Genomic DNA, 16,850 nt, shown 5'->3' with positions numbered 1-16,850 from the left:
GAACGCCCCTCAGAGGTACTGACCGGTCGAGGACGTGGTCTCGATCGAGCGGCCCGGCTCGGTGCCCTGCTTGCCGGTGATCAGCGTCCTGATGAAGACGATCCGCTCGCCCTTCTTGCCCGAGATCCGCGCCCAGTCGTCGGGGTTGGTGGTGTTGGGCAGGTCCTCGTTCTCCTTGAACTCGTCCACGCAGGCCTGGAGCAGGTGGGAGACCCGCAGCCCCTTCTGGGCGTCGTCGAGACCGCTGTCGAGGAACTGCTTGATCGCCATCTTCTTGGCCCGGTCGACGATGTTCTGGATCATCGCGCCGGAGTTGAAGTCCTTGAAGTACAGGACCTCCTTGTCCCCGTTGGCGTAGGTGACCTCGAGGAACCGGTTCTCGTCGGACTGGGTGTACATCCGCTCGACCGTGGCCCTGATCATGCCGTCCACCGTCGCCCGGCGATCGCCGCCGAACTCGGCCAGATCGTCGGGGTGCAACGGCAGGTCGGCGGTCAGGTACTTGCTGAAGATGTCGCGGGCGCCCTCGGCGTCGGGTCGCTCGATCTTGATCTTCACGTCGAGGCGACCCGGGCGCAGGATCGCCGGGTCGATCATGTCCTCACGGTTGGAGGCACCGATGACGAGCACGTTCTCCAGCAGCTCGACGCCGTCGATCTCGGCGAGCAGCTGCGGCACGATGGTGTTCTCCACGTCAGAGGAGACGCCGGTGCCACGGGTGCGGAACAGCGACTCCATCTCGTCGAAGAAGACGATCACGGGCGTGCCCGAGGACGCCTTCTCCCGGGCGCGCTGGAAGACCAGCCGGATGTGGCGCTCGGTCTCGCCGACGTACTTGTTGAGCAGCTCCGGGCCCTTGATGTTGAGGAAGTACGACTTGGCCACGCCCTGACTGCCGTCGGCCTGGCCGTGTCGGGCGGCGACCTTCTTCGCCAGCGAGTTCGCGACCGCCTTGGCGATCAGCGTCTTGCCGCAACCTGGAGGGCCGTAGAGCAGGATCCCCTTCGGCGGCCGGAGCTGGTGCTCGGTGAAGAGCTCGGGGTAGAGGTAGGGCAGCTCGACGGCGTCCTGGATCGACTCGATCTGGTTGCCCAGGCCTCCGATCGAGGTGTAGTCGATGTCGGGGACCTCCTCCAGGACGAGCTCCTCGACCTCCGACTTCGGCACCTTCTCGTAGGCGTAGCCGCTGCGCGAGTCGATCAGCACCGCGTCGCCCGAGCGCAGGTGCTCCCCGCGCAGGGGCTCGGCCAGCCGGACCACCCGCTCCTCGTCGGCGTTGGCGATCACCAGCGCACGCTCGCCGTCGGCGAGCACCTCCTTGAGGGTGACGACCTCGCCGATCCGCTCGAAGGAGAGCGCGGTGACGACGTTCATCGCCTCGTTGAGCAGGACCTCCTGGCCCCGCTCCAGGTCGGCGACGTCGATCGCCGGGGAGACGGTGACCCGCAGCTTGCGGCCCGACGTGACGATGTCGACGGTGTCGTCGTCGTTGCGCGACAGGAACGTGCCGAAGCCCGACGGCGGCTGCGCGAGCCGGTCGACCTCCTCCTTGAGCTTGACGATCTGGTCGCGTGCCTCACGCAACGTCGAGGCGAGCCGCTCGTTCTGCGACGAGACGCTGGCCAGGGAGCGCTGCGCCTCGCTCAACCGCAGCTCGAGGCCACGCTCGCGGCCACCACCTTCAGGAACCGAGAACCCATCGCGATCACGTGAATCGGACACCACGACCACCTCCTGTTGCTTCTCGACCCTACCCGTACGGAGCGCTCACGGAAGGGGTGTTGAAGCGGAGTTGATCACGATATGGACACGCCGTGATCCAGGTCTCGGCCCAGCGCCGGTCAGTCCTCGGAGGTCTCCTGGACCGTCTCCGGGAGCTGCTCCACGTCAGCCGGACGGGGACCGGTGTAGTCCGGGCCGTAGGCGCCGGGGGCCGGACGACGGGTCTTGCGCAGTGCCCGCGCGCCGGACGCCAGGCGTCGGGCGGTGACCAGGAACGCGGTGTGGCCGATCATCTTGTGGCCCGGGCGGACCGCAAGGCCCTCGACGTGCCAGTCGCGGACCAGGGACTCCCAGGCGGCCGGCTCGGTGAAGCCACCGTGCACCCGCACGGTCTCGACGAACCGCGACAGCTGCGTGGTGGTGGCGACGTACGCGCACAGGATGCCGCCCGAGCGCAGCGACTCCGCAGCAGCGTCGACGCACTCCCAGGGAGCGAGCATGTCGAGGATCACCCGATCAGCCCGAACGCCGGAGGCGGGAAGCTCCTCGGCGAGGTCACCGAGACCGAGGGTCCAGGTCGGCGGCTCCGCGCCGAAGAACTGGGTGACGTTCTTGCGGGCGACCTCGGCGAACTCCTCGCGGCGCTCGAAGGAGTGCACCTCGCCCAGCGGGCCGACGGCGCGCAGCAGGGAGCAGGTCAGCGCACCGGAGCCGACGCCGGCCTCGACCACGACGGCGCCGGGGAAGATGTCGGCGAGCGCGACGATCTGCGCGGAGTCCTTGGGGTAGACCACTGCCGCACCGCGCGGCATCGAGACGACGAACTCGCTCAGCAGCGGACGGAAGACCAGGTACTCGCCACCGGAGGTGGAGGCGATGGTGAACCCCTCCTCCTGGCCGATCAGGTCGTCGTGGTCGACGCTGCCCTTGTTGGAGAAGAACTTCTTGCCCTCGACGAGCTCGAAGTTGTGCCGACGCCCCTTGGCGTCGGTGAGGCGGACCCACTCACCCACCCGCAGCGGTCCGCGGTGCACGCCGGACCAGGCGTCGCGGGGCACGTCGGGGACGACGGCGGCCTCGGGGGCGCTCGTCTCGGCAGGGGCGGCGGGGTTCAGTTCGTCAGACATCGCGCGGCGAATTTATCGGCCCATGCTGCGGAAGGCAGCATCGACGTCGGCGGTGGTGAGCACACCGAAGACCGATCCGTCGGTCTCGACCAGCAGATACTCCGCTGCGGGCACCCGCGAGATCGCCTTGATCAGCTCCTCGCCGGCGATGTCGACGGGCATCGACAGACCCTCCACGAGGGTGCGTGCCACCGACGACGTCGGCACCCACGGACGACGCTCCTCGGGCATGGCGAGCAGCGCGGTCTCGTTGACCAGACCGGCCGGCTGACCGTCGGGGCCGAGCGTCACGATCGCACCGGCCTGGGACTGCTGGGCGAGCCTGACGGCCTCGGCCAGCGGCAGGTCGGCGGGGACACTGACGCTGCGACGTGCCAGCCGGCGACCGACCAGGGCGGGCAGTCGACGACGTACCCGGGCCGAGGCCATCGCGGCGCTGGCACCGCTCCACAGGAAGAGCGCGAGCACGACGGAGATGACGTAGTCCAGGATGCTGACGTTCCAGCCCAGCACGCCGCTGGCGAACATCGGCCAGCACAGCGCCGCCACCGCGACGCCGCGACCGATCCAGCCTGCCGCGATGGTGCCGCGGTGCATGTTGTGGGTGGCGCCCCAAACCCCGGCCTTGAGCACCCGGCCGCCGTCCAGGGGCAGACCGGGCAGCAGGTTGAGCACCCCGACCAGGAGGTTGGCTCCGGCCAGGCCCTCGATCGCCATCAGGGTGAAGCCGCTCGGGTCGAAGGCCAGCAGCGCCAGCCCGATGCCGCCCACGGCGATGGAGGTGAGCGGGCCGACCACGGCGATCCAGAACTCCTCCTTGGGCCGCCGGGCCTCGCCCTCGATCTGGGTGAAGCCACCCAGGAAGTGCAGGGTGATCGAGCTGACCGGGTAGCCGTAGTGGCGTGCCACCGCGGCATGGGAGGCCTCGTGCAGCAGGATCGATCCGTAGAGGATGACGGCGAACGCCACGCCGGCGACGTACTTCCAGGCACCGAGGCCGGGCTGGACCGCCTCGACGTTGGGAGCGACCAGGACCGCGATCATGCCGGCCACCAGGAACCACGAGCTGGAGACCAGGACGTCGGCACCGGCGACGGAGCCCACCTTGATCGTGCCCGGAGGGCGAGGGGTGGGGCGTGGCTCGGTCTCGGTCACACCCTCGACCCTACTAGGCTGGCGCGATGGCCACGTCTCCGGCGGACGCACGTTCGCAGATCTCCGACGGAGCGATCGACGGGATCGAGGTGGCTGGCTCTCTCTCCCCCAGCCGGGCCGGTGACTTCCTCACCTGCCCGCTGCTCTACCGGTTCCGCAGCATCGACAAGCTGCCCGAGCCGACGTCCCTGGCCGCCGTGCGCGGCACCCTGGTGCACAAGGTCCTGGAACGGCTCTTCGACCTGCCCGCCGCCGAGCGTCACCTGGCCCGGGCGAGCACGATGGTGGAGCCGGCCTGGGCCGACCTTATCGCCGAGGAGCCCGACCTGGCGGACCTGTTCGACGTCGACACCGACGCCGAGGCGTTCGGGGCATGGCTGCAGGAGAGTCACGACGCGCTGTCGACGTACTTCACCTTGGAGGATCCCCGTCGGCTCGAGCCCGACTCCCGGGAGCTCTATGTCGAGACCGTGCTGGAGTCGCGGCTGCTGCTGCGCGGCTTCATCGACCGCGTCGACGTCGCCCCGACCGGCGAGGTCCGGATCGTCGACTACAAGACCGGTCGGGCCCCGCGCGCCGGCTTCGAGGCCAAGGCCCTGTTCCAGCTGCGGATCTACGGACTGGTGCTGTGGCGCACCACCGGGGTGGTGCCGACCCGGCTCCAGCTGATCTACCTGGGCAGCGGCGACATCGTGCACTACGACCCGACCGAGGAGGACCTGGTCGCGACCGAGCGCAAGATGGACGCGATCTGGGCAGCGATCAGGACGGCCACCGAGTCCGGGCAGTGGCTGCCCCGACCCTCGGCACTGTGCCGCTGGTGCTCCTTCCAGGAGCTCTGCCCGCAGTACGGCGGCACGCCGCCGCCCCTGCCCGGGGCGACGGCGTCGGCGTCGGCGTGATCAGGCGCGCTGCTCCAGCGCGTCGGTGAGCAGCGAGACCAGCGCCTCGAGGCGGATGTCGGCAGTGCCGCCCTCCTCGATCTCGATGCCGTCGAGTGCGGCGGCGGCCAGGCCGGCCTTGCCGTCGATCAGGTCGGCGATCCGGGCGTCGATGGTCTGCGCGGCGATGATCCGCCAGGCGGTGACCGGCTGGGTCTGGCCGATCCGGTGGACCCGGTCGATCGCCTGGGTCTGCTCGGCGTCGGTCCACGACAGCTCGGCCAGGACGACGTCGGAGGCGACCTGGAGGTTGATCCCGACGCCGGCCGCCGACAGCGAGCAGACGATCACGGAGACCTCGGGGTCGGTCATGAAGTCGGCGACGGCCTTCTCCCTGGCCGAGGCGGACTGGTCGCCACGGATCTGGGTGTAGCGCAGGCCCTGCTTGGTGAAGACCTCGCCGGCTGCGTCCATCACGTCGAGGTGCTTGGCGAAGAAGACCACCTTGCCGACGCTGCGGACCAGCTGGGCGGCGTAGTCGGCGGCGAGACCGGCCTTGGCCCGCCCGATCCGGCGCACCATCGCGAACACGTTCTCGCCGGTCGAGGAGTCCTCGCCGTCGGTGAGCTCCCAGCCCGCGACACGGCGTACCAGCTCGGCGTCGATGCCGTCGGGCTCGACACCGCGGTGCTCCCGGCGCGCCTCGACGGCGGAGTCGTAGCGCTTGAGCAGCCGCAGCGCGAGCTCACGCTCGGCGGTGCGGATCGAGCGGGCGTCGGCGTCGTCGAGCTCGACTGGGAGGTCGGCGATCCGCCGCTGCGGGATGTCGGCGGCGACGTCGATCTTGCGACGCCGGACGATCCCCATCTCGATCACGGTCTGACGGGCGGCCGGGTAGAAGCCGAAGTCCGCGGGGGTGAGACCGGTGGACTCGAGCTTCGACATCAGGACGGGGGCGGGCTTGCGCTCCTCGATCCAGCCGAGGAACTGCCAGATCGCCCGGAAGTCCTCGACGTCGTTGATCAGCGGGGTGCCGGTCAGCGCCATCGTCAGCGGCCGTGCGGTGCGGTGCCGCATCCGGTCGGCGATGGCGAGGACGTGCTGGGAGCGCTGCGACTTGCGGTTCTTGATGAAGTGGGCCTCGTCGACCACCATGCCGCGCAGGCCGTGCTCGCCGAGCCAGGCGGCGTGCCGGTCGAGGATCTCGTAGTTGACGATGATGATGTCGGCGAAGCCGTCGATGTCGTCACCGTCGCCGTGGACGACGCTGACCGAGCGACCCGGCGTCCACCGGGCGGCCTCACGGGCCCAGTTGGTCTTGACCACGTTCGGCACCACGACCAGCAGCGGGTAGGCCTCGGCGACCTGGGCAGCGAGCAATGCCTGGGCGGTCTTGCCCAGACCGGGCTCGTCGGCCAGCAGGTAGGTGCGGTGGCCGGCGGCGACCGAGCCGAGGAAGCGGGCCTGGTGGTCCATCAGGTTCAGGCCCTGGGGCAGCCACAGCGGCGGTGCGGTCTCGGGCAGGGTCATGCACGAGGTGGCGCCCGAGGAGCCGCGCTCGAAGGAGCTGAGCAGGGGGCCGATCAGGTCCCAGCCGGCCAGCGACGGGCCGGTGGAGCGCTCGGGGGCGCCACTGAAGTCGGGCACCATGAACGGGTTGGAGAGCTGGGCACGCACGACCGACTGCGGCAGGGCCTGGCGTTCGGAGTGGACGAAGGCCAGCGGGGTGGCGGCCTCCTCAACCTCCTCGGGGGCCAGTTCGATCCCGGCGGCGGCCTGCATCTCGCGCATCATGTGCCGGGTGGCACTGGTCTGCTCGGCGTCGTCGGCCAGCAGGCTGAACAGCGACGGCTCCCGGGCGGCGGTCTGGGCCAGGATGGTGGCGATCCCGTCGAGGCGCTTGAGCTGGGCGGCACGCTCGGTCTCGCTCAGCGTGTCGTCGGCCTTGAGCCGGTGACGCTCGTCGCGCACCAGCAGGGCGACGACCTGGAAGCGGACCCGCTCCGAGCGGCCCTTCTTGACGCCGTTCTCGACCTCGCGGGCGGCCTTGGCCAGGACCGGGACGATGCCGACCTCGTCGCTGGCGCGGCGGTTGCGGCCCGAGCGGTTCCGGTTGCCGTCGCGGTTGCCCGAACGATTGGAGCGGTTGGCGTTGGTACGGGTCGACATCAGGACTCCACCTGCGCGAAGAGGTCGGCGAGATCGGCCAGGCCGACGCCGGCCAGGCTCGGTCGGGTGATCCGGCGGGGGCCGGGGGCGATCGCGACGTGGCTGGGCACGGTCAGCACGACGCAGCCGGCCGCCTCGGCCGAGGAGGCGCCGGTGTTGGAGTCCTCGATCGCCACACAGTGCGCGGCGTCGACGCCGAGGGCTGCAGCGCCGTCGAGGTACGGGTCCGGGAACGGCTTGCCGCGGGCGACCTTGTCGCCGGTGATGATCGCGTCGAACCGACCGCGGGGCAGCCGCTCGATGATCGGGTGCGCGAAGAGCTCCCACGACATCGTCACGAGCGCGCACGGGACGCCGGCCTCGTTGAGCTCCTCAAGCAGGTCGAGTGCGCCGGGGCGCCACGGGATGTCGTGGGACAGCACCCGGTCGACGACCTCGTCGTGCAGCATGTCGACCACCTGGCGGGGCGTCAGGTCGAGCTCCCAGCGACGCCGGATGTACTCCCCCGAGTTCAGCAGGTCGTTGCCGACCAGGCTGAGCGCGTCCTCCTGGGTCCACTCCTTGCCGAGCCGGCGAGCAAGCTCGAACTCGGACTCGATCCAGAACGGCTCGGTGTCGCACAGCGTGCCGTCCATGTCCCACAGCACTGCGTGGGGACGGGACCGGACTGCCGAGAGGTCGGCGTCGAACGCCACGGCGGCGCTGTGGGAAGCGGCGGTACTCAGAATGCCCTCCGAAGAGCTGTCATGCCTGGGCGGACCCAGGACACCGAAGGCGTGGCCTGCTGGCATCGCGGCGACATCGGCCTCGCACGGATGAGTCATCGTGCCCTGGCGGTCGCCGTCGTGCCCCACGCTCGACTGCGAGGATTCCACGATAACCGAGTCTGGTCCGCGAAGGGCCATCGCCCCACGATTCGTGCCTCTAAGATCGTCTACAAGTTCAGCGCCACGCCCGACGGAGGTGACAGACATGGCCGCACAGCGCATCGAGTTCTCTCAGGACGACGTCGACCTCATCGACCGCCTGGTCAAGGACGGCGTGTACGCCGACGCCGCTGAGGCTGTGCACGAAGGTCTGCGTCTCCTCGAACGGGAGCAGCTCTCCCGTGCCGAGCGTCTCGCGACCTTCCGCGCCGAGGCCCGGAAGGGCTTCGACGACCTCGATCACGGGGACTACACCGAGGTCTCCAACGACCAGGAGCTCAGCGCCCACATCTCGCGACTGAGCGACCTTGCCGCCCAACGTGTCGCCGAGCGTCGCGCTGAGCGCTGATGACCGGCGGCTACCGGTTCAGTCACGCCGCTGACCTGGATGTCATCGACATCCTGATCTGGAGCGAGGGGCACTTCGGGACCTCGGCTCGCCTCCGCTACGCCGCCCTCATCGAGGCAGCAGCACGGCACGCAGCGCGACCAGACACCTCGACTCGGGCACTGACTGGACCTAGCCGGGAGGCAGAGGCCTTTGTCCGCGAAGGGCCATCGCCCCACGATTCGTGCCGGTAGATTCGGTGACCTCTGACCGAGGGAGCGAGCAGATGAACGATCGCGCGAGCGATGATGGAGTGCCGTACGACGAACCGGAGCGCGAGCTGATCGACGGGCTGACGGCGATCCATCTCCTGGATCTGGCTCAGGCGACCGGGCTCCCGATCGCGGTGCTGGAGGGGTTGGAGGACGACGGGCACCTGCCGCTGCTGCGCTCGGTCACGGACCCGAGCCGGGTGTTCCTGCACGAGACCGACGTGCCGACCGCGGCGGAGCTGGTGGCCTGGGGTACACCGCCGCACGGCGACTACGACCGGGACCACTTCCTGGCGAACGGTGCCGACTGGGGCGGCCAGATCCCGCCGTGGTTCCCGGCGACCGATCCCGCCGATCCGGGCTCGTGGACCGTCTCCTGGGATGACGAGTAGCGCGGCGTCCCTGCGGGCACGCCTCGCGCTGCCCTCCCCCGATCTGGCTCCGACCCTGCTCGGCGCGGTCGTGACCTGCGTCGCCGACGACGGGGTGGTCAGCGTCGAGATCACCGAGGTGGAGGCCTACGCGGGCGAGGCCGATCCGGCGTCGCACGCCTGGCACGGGCCGACGCCGCGCAACGCGGTGATGTTCGGCCCGCCTGGTCACCTCTACGTCTACCGATCCCACGGCCTGCACTGGTGTCTCAACGTGGTCGCCGGGGTCGAGGGCACCGCCTCTGCGGTGCTGCTGCGTGCAGGGCGGGTGATCGAGGGTGCCGACCTCGCCCGTGTACGCCGCTCCCACGGATCGCCCCATCCGGTGCCCGAGGCCCGACTGGCCCGCGGCCCCGGCTGCCTGGGCCAGGCCCTCGGCGTGAGCGGTGCCCTCGACGGCGCGGACCTGACCGCACCCAACAGCCCGATCCGGCTCACACTCCCCTGCACCCCTGCCGCACCGATCGCCTCGGGTCCGCGGGTCGGGGTCACTCGTGCCGCCGAGGTGGCGTGGCGCTGGTGGGTGGACGGCGATCCGACCGTCTCGGCCTACCGCCGCTCACCCCGCGCCCAGCCGCCGCTGACCTAGAAGTCCCCGGAGCTCTCCCGCATCCGCCGCATCAGGTCGTACATGGTGGCCTGCTCGGACTGGCTGAGTCCGTCGACGGCGAAGTTGAGGGCCATCACCGCCTGCGTCCCCTCCGTGACCACGCGCTCGCCCTCCTCGGTCAACCGGGCCAGGATGCGCCGGCGGTCGGACGGATCGGCGTCGCGGGCGACGTACCCCTGCTTGACCAGCCTGTCGATCGCGTTGGTCACCGAGGTCGGGTGCACCATCAGGCGCTCGCCGATCTTGGTCATCGGCAGCGTGCGGGTGCGGCTGAAGTAGAGCAGCACCAGCACCTCGTAGCGGGAGAAGGTCAGGCCCCACTCCTTGAGCGCGCCGTCGAGCTGGGCGAGCATCAGCTGCTGGACGCGCATCACCGAGGTCGCCAGCCGCATCGGCCCCGCCTCGCCGAAGTGCTGCTCCCAGAGCTCACCGGCCCGGTCGATCGGGTCGAAAGCAAGGCGCGGGCCGGCATGGTCGGGGAGGGCGGCTGACACAGGGACAACGTTAGCCATCTCCGCCCCACTTCCACTCGCTCGACCTGCGACGTATCGTAATACTTGGACGTCCAACTATCTGGTGTCCAGGTATCACTCAGCCTCCCCGGATGATCGAAAGGCCGCCATTGTGACCAGCACGCCCACCGCCCGCCGCAACCCGATTCGCTTCGTCACCGCCGCCGCGCTCTTCGACGGTCACGACGCCGCGATCAACATCATGCGGCGGATCCTGCAGGCCCAGGGCGTCGAGGTGATCCACCTGGGGCACAACCGCTCCGTGGCCGAGATCGTGGACGCGGCGGTCGAGGAGGACGTGCAGGGCATCGCGGTGTCGTCGTACCAGGGCGGGCACGTCGAGTTCTTCACCTACCTCGTCGAGCAGCTGCGCGAGCGCGGGGCCGGCCACATCAAGGTCTTCGGCGGTGGCGGCGGCGTGATCGTGCCCGAGGAGATCGCCCAGCTCGCCACCCTCGGCGTGCACATCTACTCCCCCGAGGACGGCCAGCGCCTCGGCCTGACCGGCATGATCGCCCAGCTCGTCACCGAGACCGACCTGGACCTGTGGGACCTCGCCCCCGCGCAGATCGACGACGTCCTGGCCGGCGACCGGCTGGCCCTGGCCCGCACCGTCACCGGCGCCGAGCAGGGCCGCCTCGACGAGGCCACCCTGGCCCGCCTGGCCGAGGCCGGCGCAGGCGTCACCGTGCTCGGCGTCACCGGCACCGGCGGCTCCGGGAAGTCCTCCCTCACCGACGAGCTCGTACGCCGTCTCCGGCTCGATCAGGGCGACGCGCTGCGGGTCGCGATCGTGGCCGTGGACCCCACCCGCCGTCGTTCCGGCGGTGCGCTGCTGGGTGACCGGATCCGGATGAACGCGATCGACACCGACCAGGTCTACTACCGCTCCCTGGCCACCCGCGGAGCCCACGAGCTGCCCGACCACCTCGCCGAGGTGCTCACCGTGATCAAGGCCGGCGGCTTCGACCTGGTCCTGGTCGAGACCCCCGGCATCGGCCAGGGCGACGCCGCGATCGTCCCCTTCGTCGACCACTCGCTGTACGTGATGACGCCAGAGTTCGGCGCCGCGTCGCAGCTGGAGAAGATCGACATGCTCGACTACGCCGACGTGGTCGCGATCAACAAGTTCGAGCGCCGCGGCGGGGCCGACGCCCTGCGCGACGTCGGGCGTCAACTGGTCCGCAACCGGGAGGCGTTCGGGGTCGACTGGGAGGCGATGCCCGTCTTCGGCACGTCGGCGGCGACCTTCAACGACGACGGTGTGACGGCGCTGTACCAGGAGCTGCACACCCTGCTCACCAACGCCGGCGTGCCGTTCGGGCCCGGCCAGCTCCCCACTGTCACCGTGCGCCACTCCGGGGGCGCGCGCCAGGTGGTGCCGACCGACCGCACCCGCTACCTGGCCGAGATCAGCGCCACCGTGCGCGACTACCACCGCGCCACCGACACCCTGGTCGCCCTGGCACGACGGGCCGACGCGTTCGACCTGGTCGCCGAGGAGCTCAGTGCGGGGCCCGCAGGCGCCGATCTCGCCGCTGCCGCAGAGGCCGCGCGTGCCGGCGTACCCGAGGAGCTGCGCGAGGCCCTGGCGACCTGGCCGGCCGTGGTCGAGTCCTACCGCAGTGACGAGGGAGGGCGGACGTCGTTGGCCGGCACCACCGTGCCGCGGGTGGCACTGCCGCGCACCACCGAGGCTGGTGAGCTGGTCAGCTTCTGGCGCCGGGAGAACCTGCCCGGCCGGTTCCCGTTCACCGCCGGGGTCTTCCCGTTCAAGCGACAGGGCGAGGACCCGGCCCGGATGTTCGCCGGCGAGGGCGACCCGGCGCGCACCAACCGCCGATTCAAGCTGCTCTCGGCAGGCCAGGAGACCACCCGACTGTCCACGGCGTTCGACTCGGTCACCCTCTATGGGCGCGACCCCGCGGCGCGGCCCGACATCTACGGCAAGGTCGGGACCTCGGGCGTCTCGGTAGCGACCCTGGACGACATGAAGGAGCTCTACGGCGGGTTCGACCTGCTCGCCCCGACGACGAGCGTCAGCATGACGATCAACGGCCCGGCCCCGACGGTGCTCGCCTTCTTCCTCAACACGGTGCTCGACCAGGCCGCGGCCAGTGGCGTCGACGCCGCCAAGGCACTGGCGACGGTGCGCGGCACGGTCCAGGCCGACATCCTCAAGGAGGACCAGGGCCAGAACACCTGCCTGTTCTCCACCGAGTTCAGCCTGCGCCTGATGGCCGACATCCAGGAGTGGTTCATCGCCCACGAGGTGCGCAACTTCTACTCGGTGTCGATCTCGGGCTACCACATCGCCGAGGCCGGGGCGAACCCGATCAGCCAGCTCGCCTTCACCCTGGCCAACGGCTTCACCTACGTCGAGGCCTACCTGGCACGCGGGATGAAGATCGACGACTTCGCCCCCAACCTGTCGTTCTTCTTCTCCAACGGGATGGACCCGGAGTACTCCGTCATCGGTCGCGTGGCGCGCCGGATCTGGGCGATCACGATGCGCGACAAGTACGGCGCCAGCGAGCGCTCCCAGAAGCTGAAGTACCACATCCAGACCTCGGGCCGATCCCTGCACGCCCAGGAGATGGACTTCAACGACATCCGTACGACGCTCCAGGCACTGATCGCGCTCTACGACAACGCCCAGTCCCTGCACACCAATGCGTTCGACGAGGCGGTCACCACCCCGTCGGCCGAGTCGGTGCGCCGGGCGATGGCGATCCAGCTGATCATCAACCGCGAGTGGGGGCTCTCCTTCAACGAGAACCCGCTGCAGGGCTCCTACATCATCGACGACCTCACCGACCTGGTCGAGGAGGCGGTGCTGGCCGAGTTCGACAGGATCTCCGAGCGCGGCGGCGTTCTGGGCGCGATGGAGACCGGCTATCAGCGCGGCAAGATCCAGGACGAGTCGATGCTGTATGAGCACCGCAAGCACGACGGCACGCTGCCGATCGTCGGGGTCAACACCTTCGTCCGCGAGGGTGGCGACAGCACCCACGGGCCGGTCGAGCTGGCCCGGGCGACCGAGGACGAGAAGGCCTCCCAGCTCGCCCGGGTGCACGCCTTCCAGGAGCGCCACGGCAAGGAGGCCGAGGCCGCGCTGGCGCGGCTGCGCGAGGTCTGCCAGAGCGACGGCAACGTGTTCGCGGTCCTGATGGACGCTGCCCGGGTCTGCTCGCTGGGGCAGCTCACCGAGGCGTTCTTCGAGGTCGGCGGGGCCTACCGGCGCAACGTGTGAGGCGCTGGATAGCCAGGCTCATCAGGGTTATCGGAATGAGGCTCGGAATTCTCGTCAAGCCCTGAGGTGATCTCGCTCCAGAGCCAAAGAACCACGGATGCGACGAAACAGCTGACCGCAGCCCAACTGAGCTCGGGAGTCAGCGTGAATCCGCCATCGCTTGAGAGCATGGTGCCTCCAACAATCGCGACCAGAACAGACAGTGCGGACGGGACCGAACTGAACAGTTTTCCGTCACGCTGGCCCGCGAGCAACGCTGCCACTCCCCGCCACGTGGGCGTTACCAAGATCGCAAGGAAGCATCCACACACAACGGCAAACTTGAAGTCACGCGAGTCGATTGCCCCAATCAGGACCAGCGCCAGTAGCACAATTACAAGGCAGCCGACGATGCCACACAGAATATCTAGCCACAGAGGAGTCCTGGCAGTCGCTAGGCGACGAATGAAATAGATCACCGACAAATAGTGGCACCGAGGTTGACCTCCGGGGCCGCTTTGAAAAAAATGACTCAGGCGGCGCCGAGCGAGCGCCAGTAGCCGTTGAGCGCACCGTTGATCTGGATGATCCAGACCAGCGGACCGATCAGGATGAAGCAGCCCGGGAAGTACCACAGGCCGTTGAGCACCGAGACGGGCGCCTTACGGCCGGCGCGCTCGTACATCTGGGCGATCTCGTTGGAGGTGATGAACGCCGCGACGGGTGAGATGAAGAAGGCGAGGATGAGGGACAGCACGCCGCCCAGGCCCTGGCCGGTGTGGCGCTTCATCTCCTCACTCGTGGCGTAGAACCAGTACCACGAGTAGATGCCGCAGGTGATCACGGCCAGCAGGATCACGACGAGGGTGTCGCGAGGCTTGCCGATCGGCCCTGAGGGCGGAAGCTGGCCGGCGGGCGAAAACGCATACGGGTCGGTCATCGGTCACTCCAGGTCGGGTCGGGGCACCGCGGCGCGGTGTCGCACCGCACACTCTAGGAGGCATCCGCCCCGAGGCGGAGGGTTCTGGCCGATCAGTCCTCGGGGTCGTAGCCCAGGTTCGGCGAGAGCCAGCGCTCGGCCTCGGCCAGGGTCCAGCCCTTGCGCTCGGCGTACGACGCCACCTGGTCACGCCCCAACCGGCCGACCACGAAGTACTGCGCCTCGGGGTGCCCGTAGTACACGCCCGACACCGAGGCGCCGGGCCACATCGCCATCGACTCGGTGAGCTCGATACCGGTGTTGGCCTCGACGTCGAGCAGGCGCCAGATGGTCTGCTTCTCGGTGTGGTCGGGGCAGGCCGGGTAGCCCGGGGCGGGCCGGATGCCGGCGTACTTCTCGGCGATCAGGTCGTCGTTGGAGAGCGTGCCCTCCACGCCGCCGGCGTAGCCCCAGAACTCCGTGCGGACCCGCTGGTGGAGCCGCTCGGCGAAGGCCTCGGCGAGCCGGTCGGCCAGCGACTCCAGCAGGATCGCGTTGTAGTCGTCGAGGTCGGCCTTGTAGGCCTTGACCCGCTCGGGCAGCTCCAGACCGGCGGTGACGGCGAACGCCCCGACGTGGTCGGCGGCGACCCCGACGGGGGCGACGAAGTCACCGAAGGACTTGTTCGCCACGCCCTCGCGGTGCTCGCCCTGCTGACGCAGCGCGAACAGGGTCTCGCGGACCTCGGTGCGGGAGTCGTCGGTGTAGACCTCGATGTCCTCGCCGGTGCTGTTGGCCGGGAACAGGCCGTAGACGCCGCGCGGGTGCAGCCAGCCCTCGTGCTCGATCTGGTCGAGCATGGCCTGTGCGTCGGCGAAGAGCTTGCTGGCCGCCTCACCGGCGATCGGGCTGTGCAGGATGTCGGGGAACTTGCCCTTCATCTCCCAGGCGTTGAAGAACGGCTGCCAGTCGATGTACTCGCGCAGCTCGCTGACCGGGTAGTCGAGCAGCACATGCACGCCGGGGCGCGCCGGGGCGACCGGGGTCCGGGACCAGTCCAGCTCGATCCGGTTGGCCTGCGCGTCAGCGAACGCCAGCTGGGGCCGGTCGGACTTCTGGGCGTGCCGGGCGCGCAGGCCGTCGTAGTCGGCCTTCACCTCGGCCAGCAGATCGGCCTTCTTGGTCGGGTGCAGCAGCGCTGCGGCGGTCGGTACCGAGCGCGAGGCGTCCTTGACCCAGATCACCGGGCCGTCGTAGGCACGGTCGATCTTCACCGCAGTGTGGGCACGCGAGGTGGTGGCGCCGCCGATCAGCAGCGGCGTGGTGGAGCCGAGGCGCTGCAGCTCGGTCGCGAAGTTCACCATCTCGTCGAGGGAGGGCGTGATCAGGCCGGACAGGCCGATGATGTCGGCGTCGTGCTCGGCGGCAGCGTCGAGGATCTTCTGCGCCGGCACCATCACGCCGAGGTCGATCACCTCGTAGTTGTTGCACTGCAGCACCACACCGACGATGTTCTTGCCGATGTCGTGCACGTCGCCCTTGACCGTCGCCATGATGATCGTGCCGTTGCTGTCCGCCCCTGCCAGCGACGGGTCGGCGGCCTTCTCTGCCTCGATGAACGGGATCAGGTAGGCCACTGCCTTCTTCATCACCCGGGCGCTCTTAACCACCTGCGGCAGGAACATCTTGCCCGCGCCGAACAGGTCGCCGACAACGTTCATGCCGTCCATCAGCGGGCCCTCGATCACCTCGATCGGACGACGACCCTCCGCCGCCAGAGAGGCGCGCAGCTCCTCGGTATCGGCCTCGACGAACTGGTCGAGCCCCTTCACCAGCGCGTGCGTGATCCGCTCGGCCACGGGCAGCTCGCGCCACTCGTCGGCCTTGGCCTCGGCCTCCGCGCCGGTCCCCCGGAACTTCTCGGCCAGCTCCAGCAAGCGCTCGGTGGCCGCCATCGCGTCGTCGGTCCGATTGAGTACGACGTCCTCGATCGCGTCCCGCAGCTCGGGGTCGATCTCGGAGTACGGGACCAGCGCTCCGGCGTTGACGATGCCCATGTCCAGACCGGCCTCGATGGCGTAGTACAGGAAGACGGCGTGGATCGCCTCACGGACCGGGTTGTTGCCCCGGAAGGAGAAGGAGACGTTGGAGATGCCGCCCGAGACCTTGGCACCGGGCAGGTTCTGCTTGATCCAGCGGGTGCCCTCGATGAAGTCGACGCCGTAGGTGGCGTGCTCCTCGATGCCGGTCGCGACGGCGAACACGTTCGGGTCGAAGATGATGTCCTCGCCGGGGAACCCGAGCTCGTCGACCAGGATGCGGTAGGCCCGATCGCAGATCGAGGTGCGGCGGGCGAGGTTGTCGGCCTGCCCGTCCTCATCGAACGCCATGACGACGACCGCCGCGCCGTACTTGCGGCACAGTCGGGCTTGCGCGACGAACTTCTCCTCACCCTCTTTGAGCGAGATGGAGTTCACGATCGGCTTGCCCTGGATCGTCTTGAGGCCGGCCTCCATGACCTCCCACTTGGAGGAGTCGACCATCACCGGCACGCGGCAGATGTCGG

The 16,850-nt window shown here is 69.4% G+C and carries 13 protein-coding genes; 5 read left to right on the top strand and 8 right to left on the bottom strand.

Annotation, left to right across the window (positions count from 1 at the left end; genetic code table 11):
* Positions 1–9: 9 nt before the first annotated feature.
* The 3 genes from arc to Q1V88_RS14690 form a co-directional block, all read right to left on the bottom strand.
* Complete coding sequence (arc, locus tag Q1V88_RS14700; protein WP_300682119.1) at positions 10–1,653, bottom strand: proteasome ATPase; 1,644 nt, start codon at positions 1,651–1,653, stop codon at positions 10–12.
* 188 nt (positions 1,654–1,841) lie between these two features.
* Positions 1,842–2,756 (bottom strand): tRNA (adenine-N1)-methyltransferase, encoded by a 915-nt coding sequence (locus Q1V88_RS14695; RefSeq protein WP_300682118.1) that lies wholly within the window; start codon positions 2,754–2,756, stop codon positions 1,842–1,844.
* A 105-nt stretch (positions 2,757–2,861) separates the two neighbouring features.
* The gene (locus tag Q1V88_RS14690; RefSeq protein WP_300682039.1) at positions 2,862–4,004 is read right to left on the bottom strand and encodes a site-2 protease family protein; all 1,143 of its coding nucleotides are present in this window, start codon (positions 4,002–4,004) and stop codon (positions 2,862–2,864) included.
* A 26-nt stretch (positions 4,005–4,030) separates the two neighbouring features.
* On the opposite strand from Q1V88_RS14690, the gene Q1V88_RS14685 reads away from it, so the two are divergent.
* Positions 4,031–4,906 (top strand): RecB family exonuclease, encoded by an 876-nt coding sequence (locus Q1V88_RS14685; protein WP_300682038.1) that lies wholly within the window; start codon positions 4,031–4,033, stop codon positions 4,904–4,906.
* On the opposite strand, the gene Q1V88_RS14680 is transcribed toward Q1V88_RS14685, so the two are convergent.
* The gene (locus Q1V88_RS14680; RefSeq protein WP_300682037.1) at positions 4,907–7,054 is read right to left on the bottom strand and encodes a DEAD/DEAH box helicase; all 2,148 of its coding nucleotides are present in this window, start codon (positions 7,052–7,054) and stop codon (positions 4,907–4,909) included.
* Entirely contained in the window at positions 7,054–7,749 is a 696-nt protein-coding gene (locus Q1V88_RS14675) for an HAD family phosphatase (RefSeq protein WP_300682036.1), read from the bottom strand. The genes Q1V88_RS14680 and Q1V88_RS14675 overlap by 1 nt, the downstream gene beginning before the upstream one ends.
* 277 nt (positions 7,750–8,026) lie before the next feature.
* Here Q1V88_RS14675 and Q1V88_RS14670 point away from each other — a divergent pair, with 277 nt between their 5' ends.
* The 3 genes from Q1V88_RS14670 to Q1V88_RS14660 all read left to right on the top strand — a co-directional run bounded on the left by Q1V88_RS14670 (position 8,027) and on the right by Q1V88_RS14660 (position 9,600).
* Complete coding sequence (locus tag Q1V88_RS14670) at positions 8,027–8,329, top strand: hypothetical protein (RefSeq protein ID WP_300682035.1); 303 nt, start codon at positions 8,027–8,029, stop codon at positions 8,327–8,329.
* A 265-nt stretch (positions 8,330–8,594) separates the two neighbouring features.
* Entirely contained in the window at positions 8,595–8,972 is a 378-nt protein-coding gene (locus tag Q1V88_RS14665) for a hypothetical protein (RefSeq protein ID WP_300682034.1), read from the top strand.
* Complete coding sequence (locus Q1V88_RS14660) at positions 8,962–9,600, top strand: DNA-3-methyladenine glycosylase (RefSeq protein ID WP_300682033.1); 639 nt, start codon at positions 8,962–8,964, stop codon at positions 9,598–9,600. Before Q1V88_RS14665 ends, Q1V88_RS14660 begins: the two co-directional genes overlap by 11 nt.
* Here Q1V88_RS14660 and Q1V88_RS14655 read toward each other — a convergent pair.
* A complete protein-coding gene (locus Q1V88_RS14655; RefSeq protein WP_300682032.1) occupies positions 9,597–10,115 on the bottom strand; it encodes a MarR family transcriptional regulator in 519 nt (172 codons plus the stop codon). The two genes, Q1V88_RS14660 and Q1V88_RS14655, sit on opposite strands and share 4 nt — an antisense overlap.
* A gap of 130 nt (positions 10,116–10,245) precedes the next feature.
* Between Q1V88_RS14655 and icmF the strand changes: the two genes are divergently transcribed.
* Entirely contained in the window at positions 10,246–13,386 is a 3,141-nt protein-coding gene (icmF, locus tag Q1V88_RS14650) for a fused isobutyryl-CoA mutase/GTPase IcmF (protein WP_300682031.1), read from the top strand.
* A 511-nt stretch (positions 13,387–13,897) separates the two neighbouring features.
* On the opposite strand, the gene Q1V88_RS14645 is transcribed toward icmF, so the two are convergent.
* Positions 13,898–14,305: a DUF4234 domain-containing protein gene (locus Q1V88_RS14645; protein ID WP_300682030.1), complete on the bottom strand. Its 408-nt coding sequence runs from the start codon at positions 14,303–14,305 to the stop codon at positions 13,898–13,900.
* A gap of 92 nt (positions 14,306–14,397) precedes the next feature.
* The coding region (metH, locus tag Q1V88_RS14640; protein ID WP_300682029.1) for a methionine synthase at positions 14,398–16,850 on the bottom strand (2,453 nt) is incomplete at its 5' end.

The organism is Nocardioides sp., assembly GCF_030150155.1.
Taxonomy (GTDB): domain Bacteria; phylum Actinomycetota; class Actinomycetes; order Propionibacteriales; family Nocardioidaceae; genus Nocardioides.
The sequence above is the reverse complement of the archived record's forward strand: the minus strand, read 5'-3'. Positions and strand labels throughout refer to the sequence as shown.